The 23,981-nt window shown below is 59.5% G+C and carries 21 protein-coding genes and 2 pseudogenes; 4 read left to right on the plus strand and 19 right to left on the minus strand.

Annotated features, from left to right (window positions below; all coding sequences use genetic code 11):
• The 14 genes and pseudogenes from JQF37_RS00005 to JQF37_RS00070 all read right to left on the minus strand — a co-directional run.
• On the minus strand, positions 1 to 1,211 hold a 1,211-nt coding region (locus JQF37_RS00005; protein ID WP_130211645.1), incomplete at its 3' end, for an NAD(P)(+) transhydrogenase (Re/Si-specific) subunit beta.
• Positions 1,211 to 1,534, minus strand: a complete 324-nt coding sequence (locus tag JQF37_RS00010; RefSeq protein WP_003187010.1) for an NAD(P) transhydrogenase subunit alpha — start codon at positions 1,532 to 1,534, stop codon at positions 1,211 to 1,213. The genes JQF37_RS00010 and JQF37_RS00005, both read right to left, overlap by 1 nt.
• Positions 1,535 to 1,549: 15 nt before the next feature.
• Positions 1,550 to 2,410, minus strand: a pseudogene (locus tag JQF37_RS00015) (NAD(P) transhydrogenase subunit alpha); the annotation flags it as partial.
• Positions 2,411 to 2,423: 13 nt separating this feature from the next.
• Positions 2,424 to 3,059 (minus strand): annotated as a pseudogene (locus JQF37_RS00020) (NAD(P)(+) transhydrogenase (Re/Si-specific) subunit alpha); the annotation flags it as partial.
• A gap of 79 nt (positions 3,060 to 3,138) precedes the next feature.
• Entirely contained in the window at positions 3,139 to 3,990 is an 852-nt protein-coding gene (locus tag JQF37_RS00025) for a transporter (protein ID WP_130210937.1), read from the minus strand.
• Positions 3,991 to 4,195: 205 nt separating this feature from the next.
• The gene (locus tag JQF37_RS00030; RefSeq protein ID WP_130210936.1) at positions 4,196 to 5,245 is read right to left on the minus strand and encodes an alpha/beta fold hydrolase; all 1,050 of its coding nucleotides are present in this window, start codon (positions 5,243 to 5,245) and stop codon (positions 4,196 to 4,198) included.
• An 83-nt stretch (positions 5,246 to 5,328) separates the two neighbouring features.
• A complete protein-coding gene (locus tag JQF37_RS00035) occupies positions 5,329 to 6,978 on the minus strand; it encodes an NAD(P)/FAD-dependent oxidoreductase (protein ID WP_130210935.1) in 1,650 nt (549 codons plus the stop codon).
• Between the two features lie 375 nt (positions 6,979 to 7,353).
• Positions 7,354 to 8,655, minus strand: a complete 1,302-nt coding sequence (locus JQF37_RS00040; protein WP_130210934.1) for an MSMEG_0569 family flavin-dependent oxidoreductase — start codon at positions 8,653 to 8,655, stop codon at positions 7,354 to 7,356.
• Between the two features lie 52 nt (positions 8,656 to 8,707).
• Entirely contained in the window at positions 8,708 to 9,043 is a 336-nt protein-coding gene (locus JQF37_RS00045) for an MSMEG_0570 family nitrogen starvation response protein (RefSeq protein ID WP_130210933.1), read from the minus strand.
• 1 nt (position 9,044) lies between these two features.
• On the minus strand, positions 9,045 to 10,073 hold the full coding sequence (locus tag JQF37_RS00050) for a sll0787 family AIR synthase-like protein (protein WP_130210932.1): 1,029 nt from the start codon (positions 10,071 to 10,073) through the stop codon (positions 9,045 to 9,047).
• Positions 10,066 to 10,626 carry an MSMEG_0567/Sll0786 family nitrogen starvation N-acetyltransferase gene (locus tag JQF37_RS00055; protein ID WP_130210931.1) on the minus strand — a complete coding sequence of 187 codons (561 nt, stop codon included), beginning with the start codon at positions 10,624 to 10,626 and terminating at the stop codon, positions 10,066 to 10,068. The genes JQF37_RS00050 and JQF37_RS00055 overlap by 8 nt, the downstream gene beginning before the upstream one ends.
• Before the next feature lie 14 nt (positions 10,627 to 10,640).
• Positions 10,641 to 11,723: an MSMEG_0568 family radical SAM protein gene (locus JQF37_RS00060; protein ID WP_130210930.1), complete on the minus strand. Its 1,083-nt coding sequence runs from the start codon at positions 11,721 to 11,723 to the stop codon at positions 10,641 to 10,643.
• On the minus strand, positions 11,710 to 12,687 hold the full coding sequence (locus JQF37_RS00065) for a Nit6803 family nitrilase (protein WP_130210929.1): 978 nt from the start codon (positions 12,685 to 12,687) through the stop codon (positions 11,710 to 11,712). Before JQF37_RS00065 ends, JQF37_RS00060 begins: the two co-directional genes overlap by 14 nt.
• Positions 12,688 to 12,773: 86 nt before the next feature.
• Positions 12,774 to 13,256 carry an MSMEG_0572/Sll0783 family nitrogen starvation response protein gene (locus tag JQF37_RS00070; RefSeq protein WP_047529177.1) on the minus strand — a complete coding sequence of 161 codons (483 nt, stop codon included), beginning with the start codon at positions 13,254 to 13,256 and terminating at the stop codon, positions 12,774 to 12,776.
• A 243-nt stretch (positions 13,257 to 13,499) separates the two neighbouring features.
• Here JQF37_RS00070 and JQF37_RS00075 point away from each other — a divergent pair, with 243 nt between their 5' ends.
• On the plus strand, positions 13,500 to 15,407 hold the full coding sequence (locus JQF37_RS00075; protein WP_130210928.1) for a sigma 54-interacting transcriptional regulator: 1,908 nt from the start codon (positions 13,500 to 13,502) through the stop codon (positions 15,405 to 15,407).
• 99 nt (positions 15,408 to 15,506) lie between these two features.
• Here JQF37_RS00075 and JQF37_RS00080 read toward each other — a convergent pair whose 3' ends face one another.
• The 5 genes from JQF37_RS00080 to JQF37_RS00100 form a co-directional block, all read right to left on the minus strand.
• Positions 15,507 to 16,406, minus strand: a complete 900-nt coding sequence (locus JQF37_RS00080) for a LysR family transcriptional regulator (protein ID WP_130210927.1) — start codon at positions 16,404 to 16,406, stop codon at positions 15,507 to 15,509.
• Between the two features lie 114 nt (positions 16,407 to 16,520).
• Positions 16,521 to 17,663, minus strand: a complete 1,143-nt coding sequence (locus JQF37_RS00085; protein ID WP_130210926.1) for an FAD binding domain-containing protein — start codon at positions 17,661 to 17,663, stop codon at positions 16,521 to 16,523.
• A 53-nt stretch (positions 17,664 to 17,716) separates the two neighbouring features.
• Positions 17,717 to 18,829: an alkene reductase gene (locus JQF37_RS00090; RefSeq protein WP_130210925.1), complete on the minus strand. Its 1,113-nt coding sequence runs from the start codon at positions 18,827 to 18,829 to the stop codon at positions 17,717 to 17,719.
• 37 nt (positions 18,830 to 18,866) lie between these two features.
• Positions 18,867 to 19,511: a DsbA family oxidoreductase gene (locus JQF37_RS00095; RefSeq protein WP_130210924.1), complete on the minus strand. Its 645-nt coding sequence runs from the start codon at positions 19,509 to 19,511 to the stop codon at positions 18,867 to 18,869.
• 24 nt (positions 19,512 to 19,535) lie between these two features.
• Entirely contained in the window at positions 19,536 to 19,679 is a 144-nt protein-coding gene (locus tag JQF37_RS00100) for a hypothetical protein (protein WP_189340490.1), read from the minus strand.
• 118 nt (positions 19,680 to 19,797) lie between these two features.
• Here JQF37_RS00100 and JQF37_RS00105 point away from each other — a divergent pair, with 118 nt between their 5' ends.
• From JQF37_RS00105 to JQF37_RS00115, 3 genes are read left to right on the plus strand one after another with little or no spacing between them, the layout of a single operon-like run.
• The gene (locus JQF37_RS00105; protein WP_130210923.1) at positions 19,798 to 21,063 is read left to right on the plus strand and encodes a cytochrome c; all 1,266 of its coding nucleotides are present in this window, start codon (positions 19,798 to 19,800) and stop codon (positions 21,061 to 21,063) included.
• 5 nt (positions 21,064 to 21,068) lie between these two features.
• Positions 21,069 to 21,533, plus strand: a complete 465-nt coding sequence (locus JQF37_RS00110; protein WP_130210922.1) for a (2Fe-2S)-binding protein — start codon at positions 21,069 to 21,071, stop codon at positions 21,531 to 21,533.
• Positions 21,530 to 23,785 (plus strand): molybdopterin cofactor-binding domain-containing protein, encoded by a 2,256-nt coding sequence (locus JQF37_RS00115; protein ID WP_130210921.1) that lies wholly within the window; start codon positions 21,530 to 21,532, stop codon positions 23,783 to 23,785. The genes JQF37_RS00110 and JQF37_RS00115 overlap by 4 nt, the downstream gene beginning before the upstream one ends.
• The last annotated feature ends 196 nt before the right edge of the window (positions 23,786 to 23,981 follow it).

The raw sequence follows: 23,981 nt of genomic DNA on the forward strand, positions 1-23,981 counted from the left end.
ACCACGTCGGCCTGACCGAACTCGGAGTTGATGTCTTCCATCTCGAACACCTGGTCGTAAGGCACTTCGGCCTCGGCCAGCAATACGTTCATGTGGCCAGGCATGCGCCCTGCCACCGGGTGGATCGCGTATTTCACGGTCACGCCACGGTGGGTCAGCTTCTCGGTCAGCTCTTTCAGCGCATGCTGGGCCCGCGCTACTGCCAAGCCGTAACCCGGAACGATGATCACGGTGTCGGCGTTGGTCAGCAGGAAGGTCGCGTCGTCAGCCGAGCCGGATTTCACCGGACGGGCTTCCTTGGCGCCTGCCGGGCCGGCGTCGGCTGTGTTGCCGAAACCACCGAGCAACACATTAAAGAAGGAGCGGTTCATCGCCTTGCACATGATGTACGAGAGGATCGCACCGGACGAGCCCACCAGGGAGCCGGCAATGATCAGCATCGAGTTGTTCAGCGAGAAGCCGATACCCGCCGCCGCCCAGCCGGAGTAGCTGTTGAGCATCGACACCACCACCGGCATGTCGGCGCCACCGATCGGGATGATGATCAGCACGCCCATGACGAACGCCAGGGCCAGCATCAAGGCGAAGGCGCTGAGGTTGCCGGTCAGCATGAAGGTCACGCCCAGCGCCAGTGTGGCCAGGCCCAACAGCAGGTTCAGTTTGTGCTGGCCGGCGAACTGTACCGGTGCGCCCTGGAACAGGCGGAACTTGTACTTGCCGGACAGTTTGCCGAACGCGATCACCGAACCGGAGAACGTGATGGCACCGATGGCTGCGCCGAGGAACAGTTCCAGACGGTTACCCGCTGGAATCGAATCACCCAGGTGCTTGACGATGCCCAGGGACTGCGGCTCGACGACGGCGGCAATGGCGATGAACACCGCGGCCAGACCGATCATGCTGTGCATGAACGCGACCAGTTCCGGCATCTTGGTCATTTCAACGCGCTTGGCCATGATTGAACCGGCCGTGCCGCCGATCAGCAGGCCGACAATCACGTAACCAATGCCGGCTGTCGCCCCGCCTTGTCCAAAAGAGAGCGCGCCCAGCTTATAGATGAGGCCGACGGTGGTGAGGATCGCCAGCGCCATGCCGAGCATGCCGAACAGGTTGCCGCGACGCGACGTGGTGGGGTGCGACAGGCCTTTGAGGGCCTGGATGAAGCAGATCGACGCGATCAGGTAGAGCGTCGTTACGAGGTTCATGCTCATTACTTCGGCGCCTCTTCTTTTACGGCTTTCGGGGCTTTTTTCTTGAACATCTCAAGCATGCGGCGGGTGACCAGGAAGCCACCGAACACGTTGACCGCGGCCAGCGCGACCGCGAGGGTGCCCATGGTCTTGCCCAGTGGCGTCACGGTCAAAGCCGCCGCCAGCATGGCGCCGACGATCACGATCGCCGAAATGGCGTTGGTCACGGCCATCAAAGGCGTGTGCAGCGCAGGTGTAACGTTCCAGACCACGTGATAACCGACATAAATCGCCAGCACGAAGATGATCAGGTTGTAGATACCGGGGGAGATAAGCTCTTCCATCGTCTGAATCCCTGCTTAGGCGTTTTTGCGGATGACTTGGCCGTCGCGGCACATCAGGCACGCGGCGACGATGTCGTCTTCGAGGTTGATCTCGAACTGGCCTTCCTTGGTGAAGACCAGTTTCAGGAAGTCCAGCAAGTTGCGGGCATACAGCGCCGACGCATCTGCCGCGACCGCGCCGGCGAGGTTGGTCGGGCCGACAATGGTCACGCCATTTTCGACGACCACCTGATCGGCCACGGTCAGCGGGCAGTTGCCGCCCTGGGCGGCGGCAAGGTCGATGACCACCGAGCCCGGCTTCATCTGTGCCACGGTTTCCGCGCTCAACAGCGTCGGCGCCTTACGGCCCGGAATCAGTGCGGTGGTGATGACGATATCTGCCTGCTTGGCGCGTTCGTGCACGGCCACGGCCTGACGCTGCATCCAGCTGGCGGGCATGGGGCGCGCGTAACCGCCAACGCCGACGGCGCATTCACGCTCTTCATCGGTCTCGTAGGGCACGTCGACGAACTTGGCGCCGAGGGATTCGATCTGCTCTTTTACCGCAGGGCGCACGTCAGACGCTTCGATCACGGCACCCAGACGTTTCGCCGTGGCGATCGCCTGCAGCCCGGCCACGCCGGCGCCGAGAATCAGCACACGCGCCGCTTTCACGGTACCTGCAGCGGTCATCAGCATCGGCATGAAGCGCGGATAGTAATGAGCGGCCAGCAGCACGGCTTTATAGCCGGCGATGTTGGCTTGCGAGGACAGCACATCCAGGCTTTGGGCCCGGGAGGTGCGAGGCGCCGCTTCCAGGGCAAAGGCAGTCATGCCGCACTCGGCCATTTTGGCGATGGTTTCATTGCTGAACGGGTTGAGCATGCCCACCACAACGGTGCCGCGCTNCGTCGACGAACTTGGCGCCGAGGGATTCGATCTGCTCTTTTACCGCAGGGCGCACGTCAGACGCTTCGATCACGGCACCCAGACGTTTCGCCGTGGCGATCGCCTGCAACCCGGCCACGCCGGCGCCGAGAATCAGCACGCGCGCCGCTTTGACGGTACCTGCAGCGGTCATCAGCATCGGCATGAAGCGCGGATAGTAATGAGCGGCCAGCAGCACGGCTTTATAACCGGCAATGTTGGCTTGCGAGGACAGCACATCCAGGCTTTGGGCCCGGGAAGTGCGAGGCGCCGCTTCCAGGGCAAAGGCAGTCATGCCGCACTCGGCCATTTTGGCGATGGTTTCATTGCTGAACGGGTTGAGCATGCCCACCACAACGGTGCCGCGCTTGATCAGCGCCAGCTCGCTGTCGCTGGGTGCGACCACCTTGAGAATCAGCTCTGCACCAAACGCATCGTTGGCGCTGCCAATGATCGCGCCTGCCGCTTCATAAGCACTGTCGACAACACTGGCCTTTAGGCCGGCGCCGCTTTGTACAGTGACTCTATGGCCTTGGCCAATGAGTTTTTTCACCGTTTCCGGCGTAGCAGCCACACGGGGCTCTCCAGCGTGTGTTTCGCGAGTTATACCAATATGCACGGCGAATCTCTCTGGATAATAGCGTTAGAGCGGAGCGTATTGTGGAGTCCCTTCCAGACTTTCCCTGATCAAGAACGGCTTAAAATACGTAAAGCAATCGAAGATTAAGGCGAGACTCTTCCTTGAAGCCATTATCGACTGAAATATCACGCCCCAATGTTGCAAGTAACTGTGCTTTTGGAGTAACGAAATAAGACCCTCCCAGCATTAGTTTTTCTTGACCGCTTTCATCTTTCAAATCGGTTCCGTCAACTTCTCTCTCCCCTCCCCATAGTCGGGAATAACCGACATGAATAGTCGCGCGCTCATTGAGCTTATACCTGGCAAATCCTTGCATCTGGTACTGTGGGCGCTGCTTCATTGTCAGATCGTCGGGGGAGTAACTATCGTTGTCACCAAAAAAAGTAACGTCAGCGACGAAATCCAGAATGACGCTGCTACCGATGCCGTGCATGTACCCACCCTGCAACACATACTTCCACCTGTTTTCCCCAATATTCAGCTCTTTATTCTTGCTGTAGTCTCCCAAAGGCAAAAACAGATATTGAGTGATGCCCAATGCGCGGTTTACCGAAGGATCTTGGTGGATAAATATTGCATTGGCCAGAATGGGATCGCCCATTCCGGTTTCACTGCCCATGGCTTTTATATCGCCACCTGCCGACAGATGACCAAAAGGCAGTAGAAGTTGGATATTCGTCAGGAGGCCTGCAAACTCTTGATAGCTGACCCCCCTCAGAATGGCGACATCCGACCGAAGGTTATACTTGTCACTTAAGCGATTGCCACGCAGGTAATACTCGTCGCGCTCTGCATGCTGTAAATAGACAAGTCCAAGCTTTGTGCCGTCTGGCATTGGTGTATAGTCGCCAGGATCGACATCCAATGCGTGACACACAATAGAAAGTTGAAGGCAGAAAACTAAAATCATCAACCGAAACGCATGGCGAATTCGGACGTTTATGTTGTTTTTTCTGAAGCAATCAACGTTAGAGCCAGAACTCGGTTCGAACGTATTTGGCACGCGCAAAAAATGTGCTGTTGTTATTCTCATATTCAACCCTGATTATTATAAAATTGTTCTGGGCTTGGCACAGGAGTCCTGTGCCATTTTTTATTGTTCTTGCAGGCGTGTTTCAATGTGTTGGGGATGACAACAGCTCTGCCAGATGGGCGTCCAGTTGATTGAGCATTTCAGCATCGGTGCCAAACAGTCCGAGGTGACCATCAATTGAGCTCAAGGGTCTGAACTCGCTGTTCGGGATCATTTTTTGCTCCGACAAACAATCCTCCACGGTAAAGAACTGGTCATGCGAGATTGGCATTACATAGACTTTCGCTTTGATTCGGCCCAGGGCCGTCTCAAGATCACCGCCCGTGTTTCGACTGACATCTCCCCGCTGCCATTTCCAGGCCATGGTCAGGAGGTTGTTAGGGTCCATTGCCGCAAAGTAGCTCGCCATGAAACTGTCGACGAATATCTGCATCGACTCGAAACCCAGCGCCTTATGCCGCTCGGCGCGGAAGAATTCGGTACTCCAGCCCATCAACGTCCACAGTTTCGCATGCCGCTTGAGTCCGGCCTCCACTTCTGACGATAAGCTGTATAAGCCCGCCCGGAAGGCCGGATCGGTCGTTATCGCTTCAATGAGTATTTCGGTAAACAGGAAGTCATGCTCGATATTGCGCGCTGTACCCGCTACCGCTGCGGCGCGTTTGACAAAGTCTGGATAGCGCACGGCCCATTCGTAGGTTTGCTGCGCCCCCATCGACCCCCCCACCACGAGTGCCAGGCTCTCGATCCCAAAGTACTCGGTCAGCAATGTGTGCTGGGCACTGACGTCATCGCCAATCCTGACATTCGGGAATCCAGGACCTGCCAGCGATCCACCCGTGTTACTCGGAGAGCTGGAAAGGCCGTTACCGATCTGGTTGACAACAATGATGCAGTATTTCGAAGGGTCCAGCGCTCGCCCTTCGCCAATGTATATCTGTTCCATCGCCTTGCTCGTGCCGGAGTACCAGGTCGGAACAAGTATGGCGTTACTCTTGTCGGCGTTCAGGGTGCCATGTACTGCGACTGCCAGTCGGCAATCAGGAATACATGACCCTTCTTCAAGCTGGAGCGGCCCGATATTAATAAGTTCAAAAGGACCGTGATTTTCTTGGGAGTAATAGTTGTTCATTACAGGTTACCTCGTTTATCGAGCTGTCACGGCGAAATGGAGAGTCGTAGTGACAGCTGCAACTAGTGAGCAGTCATTCGACCTCAGGCCATTTCAAAGCCCGGGTAACCCTGTTCGGCGATTTCGTCGCAGCGGCGATGATAATTACCAACGCCGCCGATATAGGATACAAGTCGGCGCGGTTTTCCATCTACGTTGGAGCCCATGTACCAGGAGTCGGTTTTGACGACCAATGTCTTCGCCGCCGTCTCGTCGTGGTGCTGTACCCACTCGTCCTCGAACTCTTTGGAGGCTTCCACGACTTGTTTGCCGTGCCGGGCGGCAAACTCAATACATCCGGTGATCCAGTCCACCTGCTGCTGCAGGCAGGTGGTCATGTTGCAAAGTGCAGCCGACGGTGCCAACGGTGCACCTGTTGTGAACAGGTTGGGGTAGCCGTGGATCTGCAGTCCCATCGATGTGCGGATTTCTTGTTTCCACTGCTCCCTCAGTGACCGGCTGTCGCGACCTCGAATATCGATCCGGCTGAGTGCGCCGGAGCCGGCATCAAAGCCCACGGCCAGCACGATGATGTCTACCTCGTGAATCTTTCCATCGGCGGTCTGGATTCCCTCCGGCACGATGCGCTCGATCGGTGACTGCTTGCAGTCAACCGCCTCGACGTTGGGTTGCAGATAGACTTCAAGGTACTTGTTTTCGAGCGGCACGCGATGGGTGCCGAAGCCATAGTCGGTGGGGATCAGCAGGTTGCAAAGATCCGGCTTCGACTGGAGACGCTCACGCATCTTGATACGCACGAACTCCGACACGACTTCGTTGACCTGCTCGTCAAAGAACATCTCGGGAAAAGAAGCCAGCCACATGGCTAACGAGCCATCTTCCCAGAGTTGTTCAAGCACGGCTTGTCGCTCTTCGGGGGACTTCTCGGCCCAGGGGCCGGCGTCGAAGTCGTAGTCGAAACCTGCAAAAGTTTCTCGCACGCGTTTCTTGAGTTGATGGAATTGTGTGCCCCACTTTTCCCAGTCTTCTTTGCTGTATTTGGGGTTCCTCATCGGAATCACATACTGCGGGGTGCGCACGAAGACCTTCATTGATCCCACTGACGGGGCGATGGTCTGAATCACCTGAATACCCGTGGCGCCAGTGCCCACCACCGCCACACGCTTGCCCTTGAAGTCCACGGGGTCTTTTGGCCACAGGCCGGTGTGATAGATCTGGCCTTTGAAGTCGGTTTTGCCGGGGAAGCGGTCGGACAGTGGAGCGGACAGCATGCCGCAGCAGGAAATCAGGTATTGCGTATTGATCGTTTCACCCGCCTCGGTTGTCACAATCCAGCGACCGCTCTCCTCGCAGAAGTGAGCGGAAGCGATACGGGTGTTGAACTGGATATCTTTCTTGAGGTCCAGCCGATCGGCGACGAAGTTCAGCCACTCCTCTGTTTCGGGCTGCGCGGGGAATCGCTCGGTTGGCTGCCAGGATTTGTAGAGTTCTTCGGAGAACCAGTACTGATAAATTTCAGCCTGAGAGTCAAAGCGCGCACCGGGGTAACGATTCCAATACCATGTGCCGCCAACTCCGGAAGCCGTATCGTAGGAACGGACCGTCAAGCCCATCTCACGAAGTCGATACAACTGATAGAGGCCAGCAACCCCAGCACCAATCACCATTGCGTCCAGGTATGTGACTTTACCGTCGCCGGTAAACGCAGAGGTGAGTTTAGATTGAGCACTCATTTTGAAACCTCATATTGTTATGTTTATATTCGCCTTTACTGACTTGCTGCCAGGCAATGGTTAAGGCGCGGATAAACGTTAACAATGAAGGCGAGTGTCACTCTTGAAGGAAATGGTGAATAGCTTGAAGAATCCAGTGCAGTGACAGACGGTATTACCCACAGAATTGATGGGAGAACGCCGCGAACGATGAGCGGGTTCATCGTCGCTTTGCTCTTTTCCCAGGCGTGATCGGCCTCGTGATGCCCCCTCCCCCTGTATTTTTCGCTAGACAAGATAAGTGCGTTTGTATCTACGTCTGCACTATTTGAACGGACTTTTCCGATAGCAACGAAGTTCGCGCCTACACGATACCGTTCACCCCGCTTCTGACGATTATCTTGCGATAGCCCGTTTCGTCAGAATCGAGGGTTCTACGCGTGAAGCACTGATCCGTTCCACCAGGTATTGCGCATCTTTCGCCACGCCGGAAAAACGCCCCGACCCCCAGGTGTACAACCATGGCAATCCGAGGAAATACAGGCCAGGCTGCGCCGTGACCCCGCGTTGGTGTCCCGGGTGGCCACGGCCATTGAAGACGGGAGCCTCGACCCAGGTAAAGTCCGGACTGAAGCCGATGCACCAGATGATGCTGGTGATGCCTGCCTCCTCAAGGTCCAGTTCGCTGCGCTCTTGTTCGGGTGTCCAGCTCGGCTCGTAGCGTTCACCGGGCGGCGCGTCGATCGCGTGTTCCTCGATGTACTTGTCGATCGATCCATTGATGCGGTTGTACACCGCATCGGCGCTGTCCAGGCTCTCTTCCAGGTTAGGGGCGAATTGCATGCGCGTACCCTGCAACCCTTCAAGACGACCGAACAATTCCATGCCCTCCAGGGCGAATTTACGCAGGTCGATATCGCGCCCGCCGTCGCGTCCCGTGACGTAATGGTTGGTGTTGTCGCGCACGCCCTCACGCAGCGGATGGGTGTCGACGCCGATCTCGTAGTAGCCCATTTCCGCGAGCCAGTCGACCACGTCCTTGCCTCGATAGAAACGCGCGCAACGCGGTGCGTCACCGACCGCAAGAAAGACTTTGCGTCCTGCCAGATGCAGGTCCTCGGCAATCTGTGCCCCCGACTGCCCGGAGCCGACCACCAGTACGTTGCCGGCAGGCAATGCTCCGGGGTTACGGTATTGCTCCGAATGCAGTTGGTGAACACCGGCCGGCAAACGCTCGGCCAGGCGCGGAATGATCGGCGTGTGGTAACCGCCGGACGCGACAATCACCTGGTCCGCCGTGAACTCTCCGTTCGAGGTATGCACCTCGAAACCACCCAGTGTGCGCGGGATCACGCGCTGCACGGTAACGCCCTCCTGAACCGGCGCGTTCACTGATTTGACGAAGCCAGCCAGGTATTGGTTTATCTCGTCCTTTTTCATGAAACCGTGAGGGTCGGCGCCCTTGAAATCATCGACGTAGGTATAGCCCGGCAAGGCGCATTGCCAATTAGGCGTGACCAGACTGAAAGCGTCCCAACGCTGATTGCGCCAGGTATGGGTCACGCTGTGCTTTTCCAGCACCAGATGGTCGATCCCTTCCTGTTGCAGGTAATGGCTGGCGGACAACCCGGCCTGGCCGCCGCCAACGATGATCACACTGTAGTGTGGGGTTTTGATTGAAGTGAGATGGCTGGTCATAACGTTGCTCCTGTCATGGGTGACGATAAGCATCAAGGGGAAATTCAATGAATCAGAACGAGCTCCAGCCTGCGCCGATCACCTGACCGGCGCCTTCGGTCCGCATGCTGAGAATGTTCACCTGCCCTTCTGCGTGGGCAGGCGCTTGAAGATAACTGGCCTGTCCCTTCAATGAGCTCAAGGTGTCCATGGCCGAACTGCAATAGAACCCCTTGACCTCCTTCACCCGCTCCGACGCGTTGTTCAAGGCCTTTTCTATGCGCTGTAGAAATTCCGGCAACGGGTAGCTGGCGCCCTCTTCCAAGTATTGGAAAATCACGGTCGAGGGTGAATAGCCAGTGGTTTCGCGCCCATTGGGCCAGCGGATTCTGAAATTGACGGCGGGCATGTCAGTGCTCCTGTTTCAGGTTTAAAGGGGTGAGGTCGAGATGGGGGTAACGGAATCCGGTAAAGGCCTGCTTACGAAGATTCCAGAATTCACCACGCTGTTGTCCGTGCCGGACGGTCAATGCGCCGCTTGAGTTCACCTGACCGATACGCTCGCAGTGAATCCCTTCGAATGCGAAGGCTGTCTGGACTTGCGGCCAGTCACGCTCGTCGAGCGTCATCAGGAAGCCATAGCTGGGAAACACCTGGAGCCAGCGTGCGAGGTCGGCATCCGGCGGACACGGCAGTGCAGCCAGATCGATGGTCGCGCCGCAGCCGGTGGTTTCCAGCAGCATCAACAGGCTGCCGAGAATCCCGGCGTTGCTGATGTCTTTGGCGGCGAGCAACAGCCGGGCATCGGCAAGGCGCGGCAATACCTGGAGCTTGCTGCGCAGACGCTCGGCCGGTACGCCTTCGAAGGCTTTCCAATAGGTGCTGTCGGCGTGCCAGGCGCCTTCAAGGTCCACCGCCATGGCGATGACCTGGCCTGACGCGACATGCAGGGTCGACAACAGGTTTTTCGCAATGCCAGTGATCGCCACGGCCAGCGCAGTGGGATTGTTCGTGTCGAGGCTGGTGTGCCCACCGGCCAACAGCAAGCCGTAGGCTTCACAGGCTGCACGAATGCCCGCCAGAATCTGCTGCGCGGCGTCGTTGTCGTGATGCCAGTAGGCGTTAACCACCGCCGTGGCACGACCACCCATGGCAGTAATGTCACTGACGTTGGCCATGACCGCTGACCATCCTGCAAACCACGGCGTAGCCGCGACAAAGGCCGGCAACATGCCTTCGATGGCCAGTAGCTGAAAATGATCGCCACAGGCAATCGCCGCTGTGTCGTCGCCAGGCAAGGCGTAAAGCTGCTCGCGGGTCAGCGCTTGTGTTGCGCGACCCACCACGGCGGCAGGCTGCTGGATCGCCTGTTTGGAGCGCATGGCCGGGGTGGTCCGCAAGGTGTCGATCAGCGCGGCCAGATCAAGAGCGTCAGTCATGGCGAGCCACCTTCAGCGCACGCAATGAGACCTGGCGCGGCATCAGCGGGTAGCTCGGCAAATCCGCTTGCATCAAGCAATGGGGCTGGCCGAGCAGCTCCAGGTGTTCGAGGGTTTGCCAGCGCAGGCCATGGAAATAGACTTCGTTCTGCGCCTGCACCGTAGCGCGAAACACCTCGCAGCCCAGTTCCTTGGCTCGCGACACGGCTTCGTTGACCAACGCCTTGCCGATCATGCTGTGGCGCCGATACGCCGCCGCCACGCACAGACGCCCACCAAACCAAAGGCCCGGCTCCGGCTGGTAGATGCGCACCGCGCCCACCACCTGATCGGCGATCCCGCAATTGCCGGCCAGGGCGACAATGGCAATCGCCTGAAAATCATGGCTGTCCTTGTCCTGCACCAGCAGTTGTTGTTCATCGGAAAACACCGAGCGACGCAGGGCGAAATAGGCTTGCTTCTCCCAGTGTTCGCTGGCGGGCTTGACCCATAACTCGCCCGCGCGGAACGGCTCGAAGGTACTGTCGACCAGGGCAAAGGCGGCATTCGACATGGAGATTCTCCGGCTTATTCGTAGCTTTTCAGGGCCGAGCACGCGCCGCATTTGGCGCAACCGGCGTTGATCTGATCGGAGTGCAATCCGTGGCGGCGCAAGCTGGCGCCGATCTGTGGATAGAGCCGGGCCATCATCGCGCTCTCCGGTTTTGGGTGATGGGCCAATGGCGTGCCGTCGATGGGCACGAATGGCACCACGAACGGATACACACCCAACGCGCATAAACGTTCGCTCATCTCGCTGATGGCGGCTTCGCTGTCGCCCAGGCCGGCCAGGATGTAGGTGCTGACCTGGCCCCGGCCAAAGACTTCGACCGCTGCACTGAAGGCTTCGAAATAGCGGCTCAGAGGCACTTCGGCCTTGCCCGGCATGATCCGGTGGCGCACTTCATCGGTGACGGCTTCCAGATGCATACCCAGTGACACCACCCCGCTGTCGGCCAGCCGCTGGAACCAGCGATCATCGTCCGGCGGCTCGCATTGCGCCTGAATCGGCAGATCGACAGCGGCTGTAACGGCGGCGGCCGATTCACACAAAATCGCCGCGCCGCGGTCCGGCGTTTGTGGCGTACCGGTGGTCATCACCATGTGCTTGACGCCATCGAGTTCCACCGCGGCTTTGGCCACTTCCGCCAGTTGCTGCGGACGTTTGCGGGCAATGGTTTTGCCCGCCGCCAGCGACTGGCCGATGGCGCAGAACTGGCAGGAACTGCCGCGATCATTGAAGCGAATGCAATGCTGCAACACCGTGGTCGCGAGCACATCGCTGCTGTGCAGCGTGGCGATTTTCCAATAGGGAATGCCATCGGCGGTGCTCAAACCGTAGAACTTCGGCACGCCGGGCATTTGCACCTGCCCCACCGGCAAGCCTTCGCGGAAGATCAGCGCCTGACTGCCATCGGCGTTGGGCTGCGCCTGGTAGGGCGAATCCTGTGAAGCCTGGTTGAGGATCGGCACCATCATGGTCCGACTGCCAAAACTCAGCGCCTTGTGGTCCGACGGCCCTGCACCGCCTTGTCGGGACAAACCGTTTTGTGCCGCTGGCCAACGCACGCCATGGCATTGCAACTCGGCCAGCAATTCATTGGCTTGCATGATCGAACTCCTCGGTGGCCAGCGCCGCGAAGTGCGCACCGCGCTCATGGACATGGGCCGTCGGCGTGCGGTCGATCAACAGGCTGAGCAGTTCCGGACGGCTGTAATGCCCGACCGAATCCATCATGCGTTTGCGCTTGTCGATCAGGGCCAGATCCAGATCGGCAATGACCACGCCTTCGCCGCCACGCAGCGGCTCGCCGAGCAATTTGCCTTCGGGCGACACGATGGCCGTGAAGCAGCCACCGGAGATCGGGCCGAGCCCACAACCGGTGTCCTGCATGATCTGGCCCTGCTGATCGGCATCCAGCCACGCGGTGGCATTGACCACGAAGCACCCGGACTCCAGGGCGTGATGGCGAATGGTGACTTCGATCTGCTCGGCGAAAATGTCGCCCACCAGCGAGCCGGGAAACATCGCCGCGTGAATCTGCTCGCCGTCCGCCATCAAGGCGTATCGGGCCAGCGGGTTGTAATGCTCCCAGCATGCCAGCGAACCGATGCGCCCCACGGCACTGTCGATGGCACGCAGGCCGGAACCATCACCCTGCCCCCAGACCATGCGCTCGTGGTAGGTCGGGGTGATTTTGCGCCGATGCTGAATCAGGCTGCCGTCGGCATCGAAGAGTAACTGCGCGTTGTAGATCGTGCCGCCGTCGCGCTCATTGACGCCGATGGAAACCACCATCCCTGCTTGCTTGCAGGCCTCGCCAATGGCCAGGGTCGCGGCGGACGGCACCGTGACCGATTGATCGAGCAATTTGAGGTGTTGTGCGCCCATGGCGAACGCCGGCTGCACAAACGAAAAGTACGGGTAGTACGGCACCACCGTCTCCGGGAACACGGCGAACTGCACGCCTTGTCGACCGAGGGCGATGATCTGTTGGCAGACCTTGTCCACGGTGCCTTCGCGGCTGTAAAGCACTGGGCTGATCTGAACGGCGGCTGCGCGAATGATGGCCATGATGGGGTCCTGAAGTCAGTAGTGTTCGGAAGATCGACGCGGTGCTGCGGGATCGAGCAAGCTCGCTCCCGCAACTGTGTGCTCGGTCAGGCGGTCCAGGTATCGATGATCATCGCGCCTTCACGGCGCATCAGCAGGCGCAGGTCCATGACGTCCAGCGGGTTGATCGGGCGGATGCCTTCGATCAGGGCTTTTTCGGTCTGGCCGTACAGCGCTTGCAGGGCGAAGCGGCAGGCGTAAACCTCACCGCCCTCCTCCATGAACTGCATCAACTGCTTGTTCACGGCCAAGTGGCCGGGAAATGCTTCGGCGCCCAAGGTTGGGAAACCGCGTTGCACGCCCAACTGCACGCCGGGTCCATACAGCAGGATTTTGGTTTCGAAGCCTTTGCGCAGCAGGCGCTTGGCCTGAAGCATATTGACCAGGCCAATGGAGCCCTCGAAAGCGATGGTGTGAAAGGTGATCAGGACTTTCTCACCAGGCTCGGCTTTGATGTCCTCGAAGACTTTCTCTTCGTAATTGACCAGGAAGTCGCCGTCTTTGTAATGGGGGATGTCCACGCTTGGCATAGTGTCGCTCTCCAGTTTTCTTCGTGCTTTGACGTCAGCCTGTATTGGCTGCCGGGTTGCAGGAGATAGAGCGAACGCCGTGCCAGAAAAATAAAGTCTTTTTCGTGACGACTTAACCAATTGATTTTTATGCAAATACTGAACTGATCCGGTGTTTGATTTCGCATCTGATGCTTTCGCCGAACCACGCATTCCCGTAGAAATACGATTATTCGTAGTGGCAAAACACGAGATTTCGTAGTCATGACTGAAGCAGACTCTCTCAGCGGCTGGGCCGACCTGGCGTATTCGTCACGGCATATGGTGTTTGAACATTGCGCCGAAGCGATCGCGCTGCTCAATCCATTTTCCGACCGGTTGGGCGACCTGAACATCGCCGCCTGCAAGTTGCTCGGCTATCCCCGCCAGGAACTGTTGGAGCTACCGGTGAGCAAGCTGTTCGGGCATCAGCTGGCGGACCTGATCGTCTTTACCCAGGCAGTGATGGACAAAGGCCGCGCCTGGACCGATGAACTCAGTTGCAACTGCAAAAGCGGCGAACGCATCGAACTGGAAATCTGCGCCACCACCCTGCAAATCAAGGGCGTACAACACCTCATTTTGGTGCTGCGTGAACACAGTCAGGAAAAGTACCAGCGCGACCAGGCCCACACCGAACGCACCATGCGCGGCGGGCTGATCGAGTGGCGCAACATCCTTAACCTGTTCCAGGAAAACGAACGCGACAACCAGCTGCTGCTCAGTTCCGTGGGCGACGGCATCTACAGCATCAACAGCGAGGGACTGGCCACCTTCGTCAACCCGGCCTGTGCGCGGATGCTGGGTTGGGAAACCCAGGACATGATCGGCAAGAACATCCACCGCATTCACCACCACACCCATGCCGATGGCAGTCATTACCCGGTCGAACAGTGCCCGATTTATAAGGCGGTGCACGACGGTGTGATTCACGAGGGTCGCCAGGAAGTGTTCTGGCGCCGGGATGGCAGTTCGTTTCCGGTGGAATTCACCAGTACTCCGGTGATTTCCGAGGGCCGTATCGTCGGTGCGGTGGTGGTGTTCCGCGACATCACCGAGCGACGCACCACGGAAAACCAGCTGCAAAGTGCCCTGGATGAACTCAAGGTACTCAAGGAGCGTCTCGAAGAGCAGAACGCTTACTTGCAGGAAGAGATTCATATCGAGCACAACTTCCGCGAAATCGTCGGCCAGAGCGAGCCGATCAAGAAAATCATCCGGCAGATCGACGTGGTCGCCCCGACCGATGCCAGCGTGTTGATCAACGGTGAATCGGGAACGGGCAAGGAGCTGATTGCCCGCGCCATCCACCAGGCCAGTCGCCGCAATGCCCATCCGCTGATTCGGGTCAATTGCGCGGCGATCCCTGCGGAATTGTTCGAGAGCGAGTTTTTCGGGCACATCCGGGGCGCGTTTACCGGGGCGGTGCGTGATCGCGTCGGGCGTTTTGAGCTGGCTGACGGAGGCACGCTGTTCCTTGACGAAATCGGCGAAATTCCCCTGGAGCTGCAAAGCAAACTGCTGCGAGTGTTGCAGGAAGGTCAGTTCGAGCGCGTCGGCGAAGAACGCACGCGCAAGGTCGATGTCAGGATCATTGCCGCGACCAACCGCGACCTGCGCCAGGAAGTCGAGGCCAAGCACTTTCGCGAAGACCTGTACTTTCGCCTGAACGTATTCCCGATCAAGTCGCCACCCTTGCGCGATCGATCGATGGACATCGGCGCCCTGGCCGCACACTTCCTCAAGCAGACCGGCAAACGCCTGAACATGCCCGGCAGGCGATTGCGCAACAGCGACATCGAGCGCCTGCAACGCTACTCATGGCCAGGCAATATTCGCGAGTTGCAAAACGTCATCGAGCGCGCGTTGATCACCTCGATCGGCGCGGACCTGAACCTGGATTTGCCCGACGAACCTAAAGCCAGCCTCAACGTTCCCCCACAACCTTCCCCCTCGTCCGTGATCATGACTGACGCCCAGATTCGCGAGCTTGAACGCAACAACATGCAGGCAGCACTGAAGGCCGCCGATGGAAAGCTGTTCGGCAAGGGCGTTGCGGCTGAACGGCTGGGGCTCAAGCCCACGACACTGGCATCGAGGTTCAAGCGGCTGGAAATCAAAGTGGGCGATTGATCATCGCCGCCCTGCGGGGCGTCACGATGGAGATCTACCCTGCCTGAACCGTCTAGGGCAATGTCGCACAGGCCGGGTAGTCAAACGCACAGCTCATGCTCAGGGGGCGAGGATTTCCTGCAGAAATTCAATGAACACATTGATGCGACTGGAACCACGATGATTGGGCAGGTAAAGCGCATTGATGCTAGTGCTCGCACTGCCTGGGTTGACTTCGTACTGCTCCAGCACACGCGTCAGGCGACCTGCACTGACATCGTCACGCACCAGCCAGTCGGCCAGTAGCGTCACCCCGCCCCCGGCCAACGCCGCCTCGCGCAGAATGTCGGCGTTGTTGCTTTGCAGCCTTCCCTGCACATTCAAGCGAATGATTTCCTCATCACCCTGGAACGTCCAATTGTGGTGGCCGGTGCGGTAATCAAAACGCAGGCATTGGTGCTCCAGCAGGTCATGGGGGTGTCGGGGCAGTCCGGTACGCGTCAGGTAATCGGGGCTCGCCACTACCCAGCGCTGGAAATCGCCCAGGCGCTTGCTGACGATGTCTTCACTGACCACCGATGAACCCAGGCGCACGGACACATCTATTTGCTCGCTGAGCAGGTCACTGACCTCGTCGCTCAGCGCGAGGCTGATCTCCAGGCCAGGATGACGATCCAGCAGTCGCCCCAGATGCGGCGCGATGATGCGTCGGCCGAACTCCACCGGGACGCTGGCCCGTAAGCGTCCTTGCGCTTCGCTGCCACGGTCGGCCACGACGGCATCGGCCTCCTCGATGGCCTCCAGGATCGCCACGGCTTTATCGAAATAGTGCTGCCCCGCCACCGTGACGCTCGTGTTGCGCGTGGTGCGATTGAGCAAGCTGGCGCCCAGCTCACTCTCCAGCCCCGCGACCTGCCGGGTCACAGACGAAGTGGAGATGCCAAGCTTGCGCGCCGCTGACGAATACCCCCCACAGCGTACGGTTTCGACAAACATTTTGAGCGCCAGCAACTTATCCATAAGCGGAGTCCAGGATCGAGAAGGAAAGGTAACGACTGTGCATGACCAGGCGTTGTACGTCTTGCATGGCTGTGCTCAATCAGTGGTGGATTAAACCCGATACGAGCCGCTGAATCAGGATGGCGTGATGCCCATGATCCGGTTGCCCATGTTCACTCCCCAGTCCCTCATGCGCTTGCCTTCTGCAAGTTGCTGTCTTTGCCAGGTCTGCAGGGCTTTGTCGAGATCGCCACTGTCGTCGATGGCCTGTGCCAGGAACAGTGCATTGCGGGCCGCCTTGGCCGTGCTTCCGGCGGTATGGGGCCGCGGTACAAAAGCGGCATCGCCGGTCAACAGCACACGTCCGAACACCATTTGTGGAACGTCGAGATCAAGGATCGCCTGGACAAAAATGTCCTGGGTCTGGCGAATCAGTTCACGAAAAGCCGGGTTTGCATGCCGCTCGCCCATTTCCCGCAGGTAAGCCTCCTGCTCCGCAGCCAAAGCCCCCGGTGGAATGGAGTGGCTCCGCCGCTGGCCGTCGCGATCAGTGAGCACGGCGTCCAGTTCCGGCCCTTGCGCAGCTTTCAAATACCATAGCCAGTTGAACCGACGCTCGCCAGGCTCAACGGAGCCGTTCAAGCCTGGCACCATGTATTCGAGCATCAGCGATCCAGGGTCCTGTTGAAAGACAAAGTCCTCGTAAAGCTGCGTCTTGGCGAAGTCTGCAAGTCGGTCTTCATCCACAAGCCCACGCCAAACCACATAGCCCGAATAGCCAGGTTGCGCCCCGGGCAACACCCTGCTCCGCACGGATGAACCCGCCCCATCGGCCCCCACCAGCAGGTCTGCCTCGGCACGACAGCCATCGGCGAACATCGCCGTCACCCGGTGCTCGTCCTGAGCCAGATCCACCAGCGTCTTGCCACGGTGATAATGCTCGGCGGGAAAGGCGGAAAACAATGCGTTGTACACGGTGTTCCAGGACGTCTGTGTTTGCGGCATCGGCTCTTTATGCAAGACGCTACCGGCTCGATCCAGATACAGACGATCATGGGACCGGACACCCAGCGCATGGGTATGTTGGATGCCGGCATAGCGAAAATGCTGCAGGACGTCCGCTTGCAGAACGATGCCACCGCCACGGCTATCCATTGCCGCGGGGGAGCGCTCGAAAATATCGACGTGCCAGCCAATCGCCCGCAACGCCGTGGCGGCAAACAGACCGCCCAGTGAACCACCGATGACCAGGGCCTTCGGACTATCCGGACTCTTCATGACCTTTCTCCTTGCGAAGTGGTGATTGCCGAACCAACCGGTTTTGAGCTGCGTTATGCCAGCGCCGGATAGTCGATGTAGCCCTTGGCGTCGCCGCCAAAAAAGCTGTTGCCGTCCGCCGGGTTGAGTTCGGTCCTCCCGCGCAGGCGAGCCGGCAAGTCGGGGTTGGCAATGAACGGGCGACCGAAAGCGATGAGGTCGGCACGCCCCTGCGCGATGGCCTGTTCAGCGGTCTCTCCGGTGTAACCACCCGCCAGCATCAGAACGCCGTGGAAGTCAGCACGCAGCTGTTTGATGATGGCGTCCCAGCGTGGATCATTACTTTCATCGAGCACCGTGCCGACCATCATCGGTTCCACCAGGTGCAGGTAGGCGAGATTCCATTGATTGAGCCGGGAAGCAATGTAGCCGAAGGTCTGTTCCGGGGTGTCATCGCCCATTCCCATGAATCGCCCCATCGGTGTCAGGCGCACGGCAACGCGTTCGGCCCCGACTTCTTCGGTCACCGCTTGAACCACTTCGAGCAGCAGCCGTGCACGGTTTTCAATACTTCCACCGTAGCGATCGCTGCGCTGATTGCTGGCGCTGTTGATGAATTGGTCCAGCAGGTAGCCATTGCCCGCGTGGATTTCCACGCCGTCCATACCGGCCAGAAGCGCATTGCGCGCGGCCTTGCGGAAATCGGAAACGATCGCTTCGATCCCCGGGATGTCCAGTTCCTGAGGGACAGGTACATCACCCCACACCCCCTCGCCCTGCTCATTGAGGATGAAGGTCTTGCCGGGGACCGGCTGCGCGGTCGGCGCGACCGGCAAGCCGCCGTTCGGTTGAAATACGGGGTGTGACACCCTCCCCACATGCCAGAGCTGCAGGAAAATGCGCCCGCCTTCCGCATGCACGGCGTCGCTGACCGCTTTCCAGCCGTGAATCTGCGCGTCGCTATGGATGCCCGGCGTCCAGGCGTAACCCTGACCCTGCTGCGAAATCTGAGTGGCCTCGGTGATGATCAACGCGGCACTGGCGCGCTGGCGGTAGTACTCGACGTTCATCGATGTCGGCACGTTGCCGGGCTGCCCCGCCCGCGAGCGAGTCAGAGGGGCCATGGCGACACGGTGATCGAGGTTGAGTTGACCGAGTTTGATTGGGCTGAACAAGTGATGGGACATGATGATTTCCTGTAGGGATCGGGGTTGGACAAGCGGCTCAAGCGGCCTGGTTTCGTTTCAGTATCTGGATCATGATTTCGCTGGGTTGCGCGCCACTGATCACGTCATCCGCGATCTCGATGGTCGGTACCGAACGCACTCCGGACGCCTTGCTTTGCGCTTCGAGCTTCAAGACTTCAGCCGTGCCTTCATCGGTGTTGAGAAAGTCGACAATGGCCTTGCGGTCCAGTCCTGTTTCGCCAGCGATATCGGCCAACACATTGAGGTCGCCGATATCTCGCCCCTCGCCGAAGTACGCCTTGAAAATGGCCTTGACCAGGCATGAAGCGTCTTTACCCGCCTGTTGCTCGCGCCATACCAAGCGATGCGCGGCCAGGGTGTTGGGGGTTGTTTCGACGCGCTCATAATGGAACCCGAGGCCGACGGCCTTGCCGGCGTGGGTGACCTGCGCATCCATGGCCTGGCTGCGCGCCCAACTGCCGAATTTGCCAGAGCGATAGGCCTTGCGATCCATGCCTCGAACAGGCATGTCCGGGTTCAATTGGTAAGGCAGGAAACTGATTTGACGGTCAGTTGTAAAACCCGACGCGGCCAGTGCGCGTTCAAGATTCACCTCACCGATCCAGCACCATGGGCAGATGAAGTCGTAAGTCACTTGAATGGTGGTTGAGTGCAAACTCATGACGGCCTCCGTGGTTGAATGTTTTCACACCACCAAGGTAAGCGTCCGGCGCCCGCCGGAGTATCCACCTGCCGCGCAACGTTGCTTTTCGCAAAACGCAACGCTGAGCTGATCGGCGCGTCGGCTCATGGCCGCCGTTGCGCCCGGCGCAATGTAGCGTTGCGCCATGATGGACTACTCGATCCCAAGCGCCCTGTCTAAGCTCACCGAGCTGAAAGTCGCCGTACGCCAATCGCACGCGGCGGATTGAAAGATCTGTCGTTTACTCAGTTCGAGAGGTAAGGCGATGAAGCGCAAGACGATCATCGGTGCCGTTGTGGCGCTCGGCGTGGTGGGAATAGGGTTCGCCTTCTGGATGATGTGGAGGCCGGAAATCGCTGCTGTCAGCCCGCCGCAGAGTGCCGGAAGGGAAACCCTGGACAGAGGCCGGCGCATCGTCGAAGCGGGCGACTGCGCGGTCTGCCACACGCGGCCCGGGGGCGACTACATGGCGGGCGGCTTGCCATTGATCACGCCCTTCGGAACACTCTTCACCACCAACATCACCCCGGACCCGGAAACCGGTATCGGCAAGTGGTCGCTGCCGGCCTTTGAACGAGCCATGCGTGAAGGCATCGCCCGCGACGGTCACTTCCTCTACCCGGCCTTCCCCTACGTGCATTACCGAAAGTTGAGTGATGCCGATATCGCGGATGCCTACGCCTTCCTGATGAGCGTGGACCCGGTCAAATACACCGCACCTGAAAACCATATGGTTTTCCCCATGAACTTCCGTGCGCTGGTGTCGTTCTGGAACTTGCTGTTCCTGCATGGCGACCCGCTGGAACCGCTTCCCGACCGGTCTGCGCAATGGAACCGCGGACGCTATCTGGTCGAAGGCGCGGGACACTGTTCGTCCTGTCATTCGCCGCTGAATCTGATTGGCGGCGAAAAGAGCAGCGAGCTGTTCAACGGCGGTATCGTCGACGGCTGGACCGCTCCCTCGCTGCGCGGGATGGCCGACGCGCAACACCCCTGGAATGAAGCCCAGTTGGTCGCCTATCTGACGGGCAAGGTCGCCGAAGATCACGGCGCGGCGGCGGGCCCCATGTTGCCGGTCAGCCTGAGCATCGGGCAATTGCCGGTGGAAGATGCCCAGGCCATCGCCCGCTATATCCTTGACCTTAAAAAAACCTCGTCGGACGCCACGTCACCGCCCTGCCCGCCAGCGGCCAATACCACTGCCAGGACGCTGCCCGGTGCGGCGCTGTTCGAGGGTGCCTGCGCAAGTTGCCACAGCTCCGCCGCCCCCATGCGCACCCTGGATTCGAGGCCCGCGCTGGTACACACCAGCGCCGTCAGGGCCGACTCGCCACGTAATCTGATCCAGACCATTTTGCAGGGCATCCCGATGTCCACTGCCGACTCCAGCCACTACATGCCTGGCTTCGCAGACAGTCTGGATGATACCCACCTCGCCGCCATCGCCGAGTATTTGCGCAACGAGAGCTGCCCGACCAGGCCCTGGACGGATCTCGACAAGACAATCAAGAGCATTCGGACTCAGGAGTAGCCACCGTGATCACACTCGACATCAACGGCAAGACGCATGAACTGGACATCCCGCAAGACATGCCGCTGCTGTATGCCCTGCGCAACCAGGCTGGGCTCAATGGCGCGAAATACGGCTGCGGTCTGGGTCAGTGCGGCGCTTGCACGGTTTTAGTGAACGACAAGCCGGTGTTTTCATGCCTGACGCCCTGCGGCGCGCTGGCGGGCAAGTCCGTGCGCACCGTGGAGAGCCTGGGCAGCGCCGACAAACCGGGGCCGTTGCAGAAAGCCTTTATCGACGAGCAGGCAGCCCAGTGTGGTTATTGCATCGCGGGGATGATCGTACGGGCGCAGGCTCTGTTGGAGACAAACCCTCATCCGGACGATGACACGATTCGTCGCCACATGGCGCCCAACCTGTGCCGCTGCGGCACCCATGTGCGGATCCTCGCCGCCATCAAATCGGTCATCGCGCAGGGAGCCAAGGTATGAAGTCCTCAACGCAAAACGTCGATCTGAGCCGCCGCGCCTTCGTGATAAACGGCGCGTTGGTGATGGGGTTCGCCATGCTCCCCGGTATCCCGCGTGCCTTCGCCGACACCGAAGTGGACACCCTGGGTACGGCAATCCTGGCGCCTGATTTGCCCGGCAGCCTGCGGGCCACGCCCTATCTGGACGCCTGGATCCGCATTGACGCCAAAGACGGCATTACCGTCTACACCGGCAAGGTGGAACTGGGCACTGGGGTCAAGACCGCGCTCCTGCAGATCGCCGCTGAACGCCTGGAAGTGTCACCCGGTCTGATCCGCTTTCTCACGGCCGACACTGCGCTGACACCCAATGAGGGTTACACCGCCGGCAGCCATACGATCGTCGACAGCGGCACTGCACTGTTCAACGCGGCGGCCCAGGTGCGTCAGTTGTTACTCGAATCCGCGGCTCGCCAATGGCAATGCAACACCGACAGCCTGAGCACGCGGGACGCGGTGATCCACGATGGGCAAGGTCGCAGCATGACCTACACACAAGCGGTCAACGGGGTTCAATTGCATCGCTACGCATCGGCGAGTTCCCCCTTCAAGCCAGCCAGCAGCTTCACCCTGATCGGCACATCATTGCCCAGGCTGGACATCCCGGCCAAGGTCAGCGGCGGTGCGGCCTATGTGCAGGACATGCGCCTGCCGGACATGCTGCATGCCCGCGTGATACGTCCACCCCGGCGCGGCAGTCAGCTACTGGACATTGACGAAGCCGCCCTCAATAAACTCCCCGGCGTGGTGAAACTGGTCCGCAACGGCAGCTACCTCGCGGTGGTCGCCACCGATGAATGGCTGGCGGTCAAGGCAATGCGCGAGGGCTACGCCACTGCCCGCTGGACCGAAGGGAATCCGCTACCTGACTCGACCCATATCCATCAGCTGCTTACCGAGCTGCCGGCGCGGCGCTACCCGGTGAGCGCCAAGGGTCACCTCACGCAACCCGAGTCCCGTGGGTACAAGGCACGGGTGACCAAGCAATACCTGATGCACGGTTCCATCGGACCGTCTTGCGCGGTGGCCTGGTTCAAGGATGGGACGCTGACCGTCTGGACCCACACTCAGGGTGTTTATCCTCTGCGCATGGGCATCGCCGAGATGCTGGGTCTGCCCGTGCAGCAGGTGCGCTGCATCCATGCTGAAGGCTCCGGCTGCTATGGCCACAACGGCGCCGATGATGCCGCCGCCGATGCCGCGTTGATCGCCATGGCCCTGCCTGGCAAACCCATACGGGTGCAATGGATGCGCGAACAGGAGAATCTCTGGGAGCCCTACAGCTCGGCAATGCTGGCCGAAGTGGAAGCGGGACTGGACGACAGCGGGCGTCTGCGTGACTGGAAATACGAACTCTGGAGTACGCCGCACAACGAACGCATCGTCAATGCCGGGCGCCTGCTGCCGGCGTGGCTATTGGCCAAACCCTTCACCCCTGCGCCTTCGGTCCCGATCGCCCAACCCGAGGGCGACGGCGACCGTAACGCGGTTCCGTTGTATGAGATACCCAACCAGCAGATTGACCTGAATTTTGTGCTGACCATGCCCTTCAGGACCTCGGCCATGCGTTCGCTGGGTGCCCATATCAATGTGTTCGCCATCGAAAGCACGGTGGATGAACTGGCGGCGCGGGCTGCGGTGGATCCGGTGCAATTTCGCCTGAATCACTTGAGCGATCCGCGAGCACGGGCGGTGGTGGATCGTGTGGCCAGTGCGTTCCGCTGGCCGCAAAAAGCCACAGGCCCCGGCAGTGGAATCGGCTTCGCCTTCGCACGCTATAAAAACATCATGGGTTACTGCGCCATCGCCGTGCAGTTGCATGTGCAGCGCCAGACCGGACAAGTGACGATTGATCGGGTGGTGGCCGCCGTCGATGTGGGGCAAATTGTCAGCCCCGATGGGCTGCTCAATCAGGTTCAGGGTGGCATCGTGCAGTCCGCCAGCTGGACGCTCTATGAACGAATCCTCTATGACGCCAATGGCATGCACAGCTTCGATTGGAGCGGCTATCCGATCATGCGTTTTTCCGAGGTGCCGAAACAGGTCGAGGTCCACATGATCGATCAGCCGGACCAGCCATTTCTCGGTGCTGCGGAAATCGTCCAGGGCCCCATGGCCGCAGCGCTGGGTAACGCCATTCGGGATGCCACCGGCAAGCGTTTGCTCGATCTGCCACTGGCTCGACGTGGCTGGCAGGAAGCGTTGGGATCATGAGCAATCCTGACCTGTGTATCGGTCGCCCATCGCACACTCGAAAAAAAGGCGGTGGAGGATCACTCGCACCGCCCTACCCCATTCAAGGGAAATGTTTCTCTTCTATAAAACATGCCGTTGGAAGAGAACGGCATGTACACGCAACACGCCTTTAAGCGCTGCCTGTCAGTCAAGCGGGCAGCCAGCCCGCTGAATA

Source organism: Pseudomonas sp. MIL9 (assembly GCF_016887925.1).
Lineage (GTDB): Bacteria > Pseudomonadota > Gammaproteobacteria > Pseudomonadales > Pseudomonadaceae > Aquipseudomonas > Aquipseudomonas mohnii.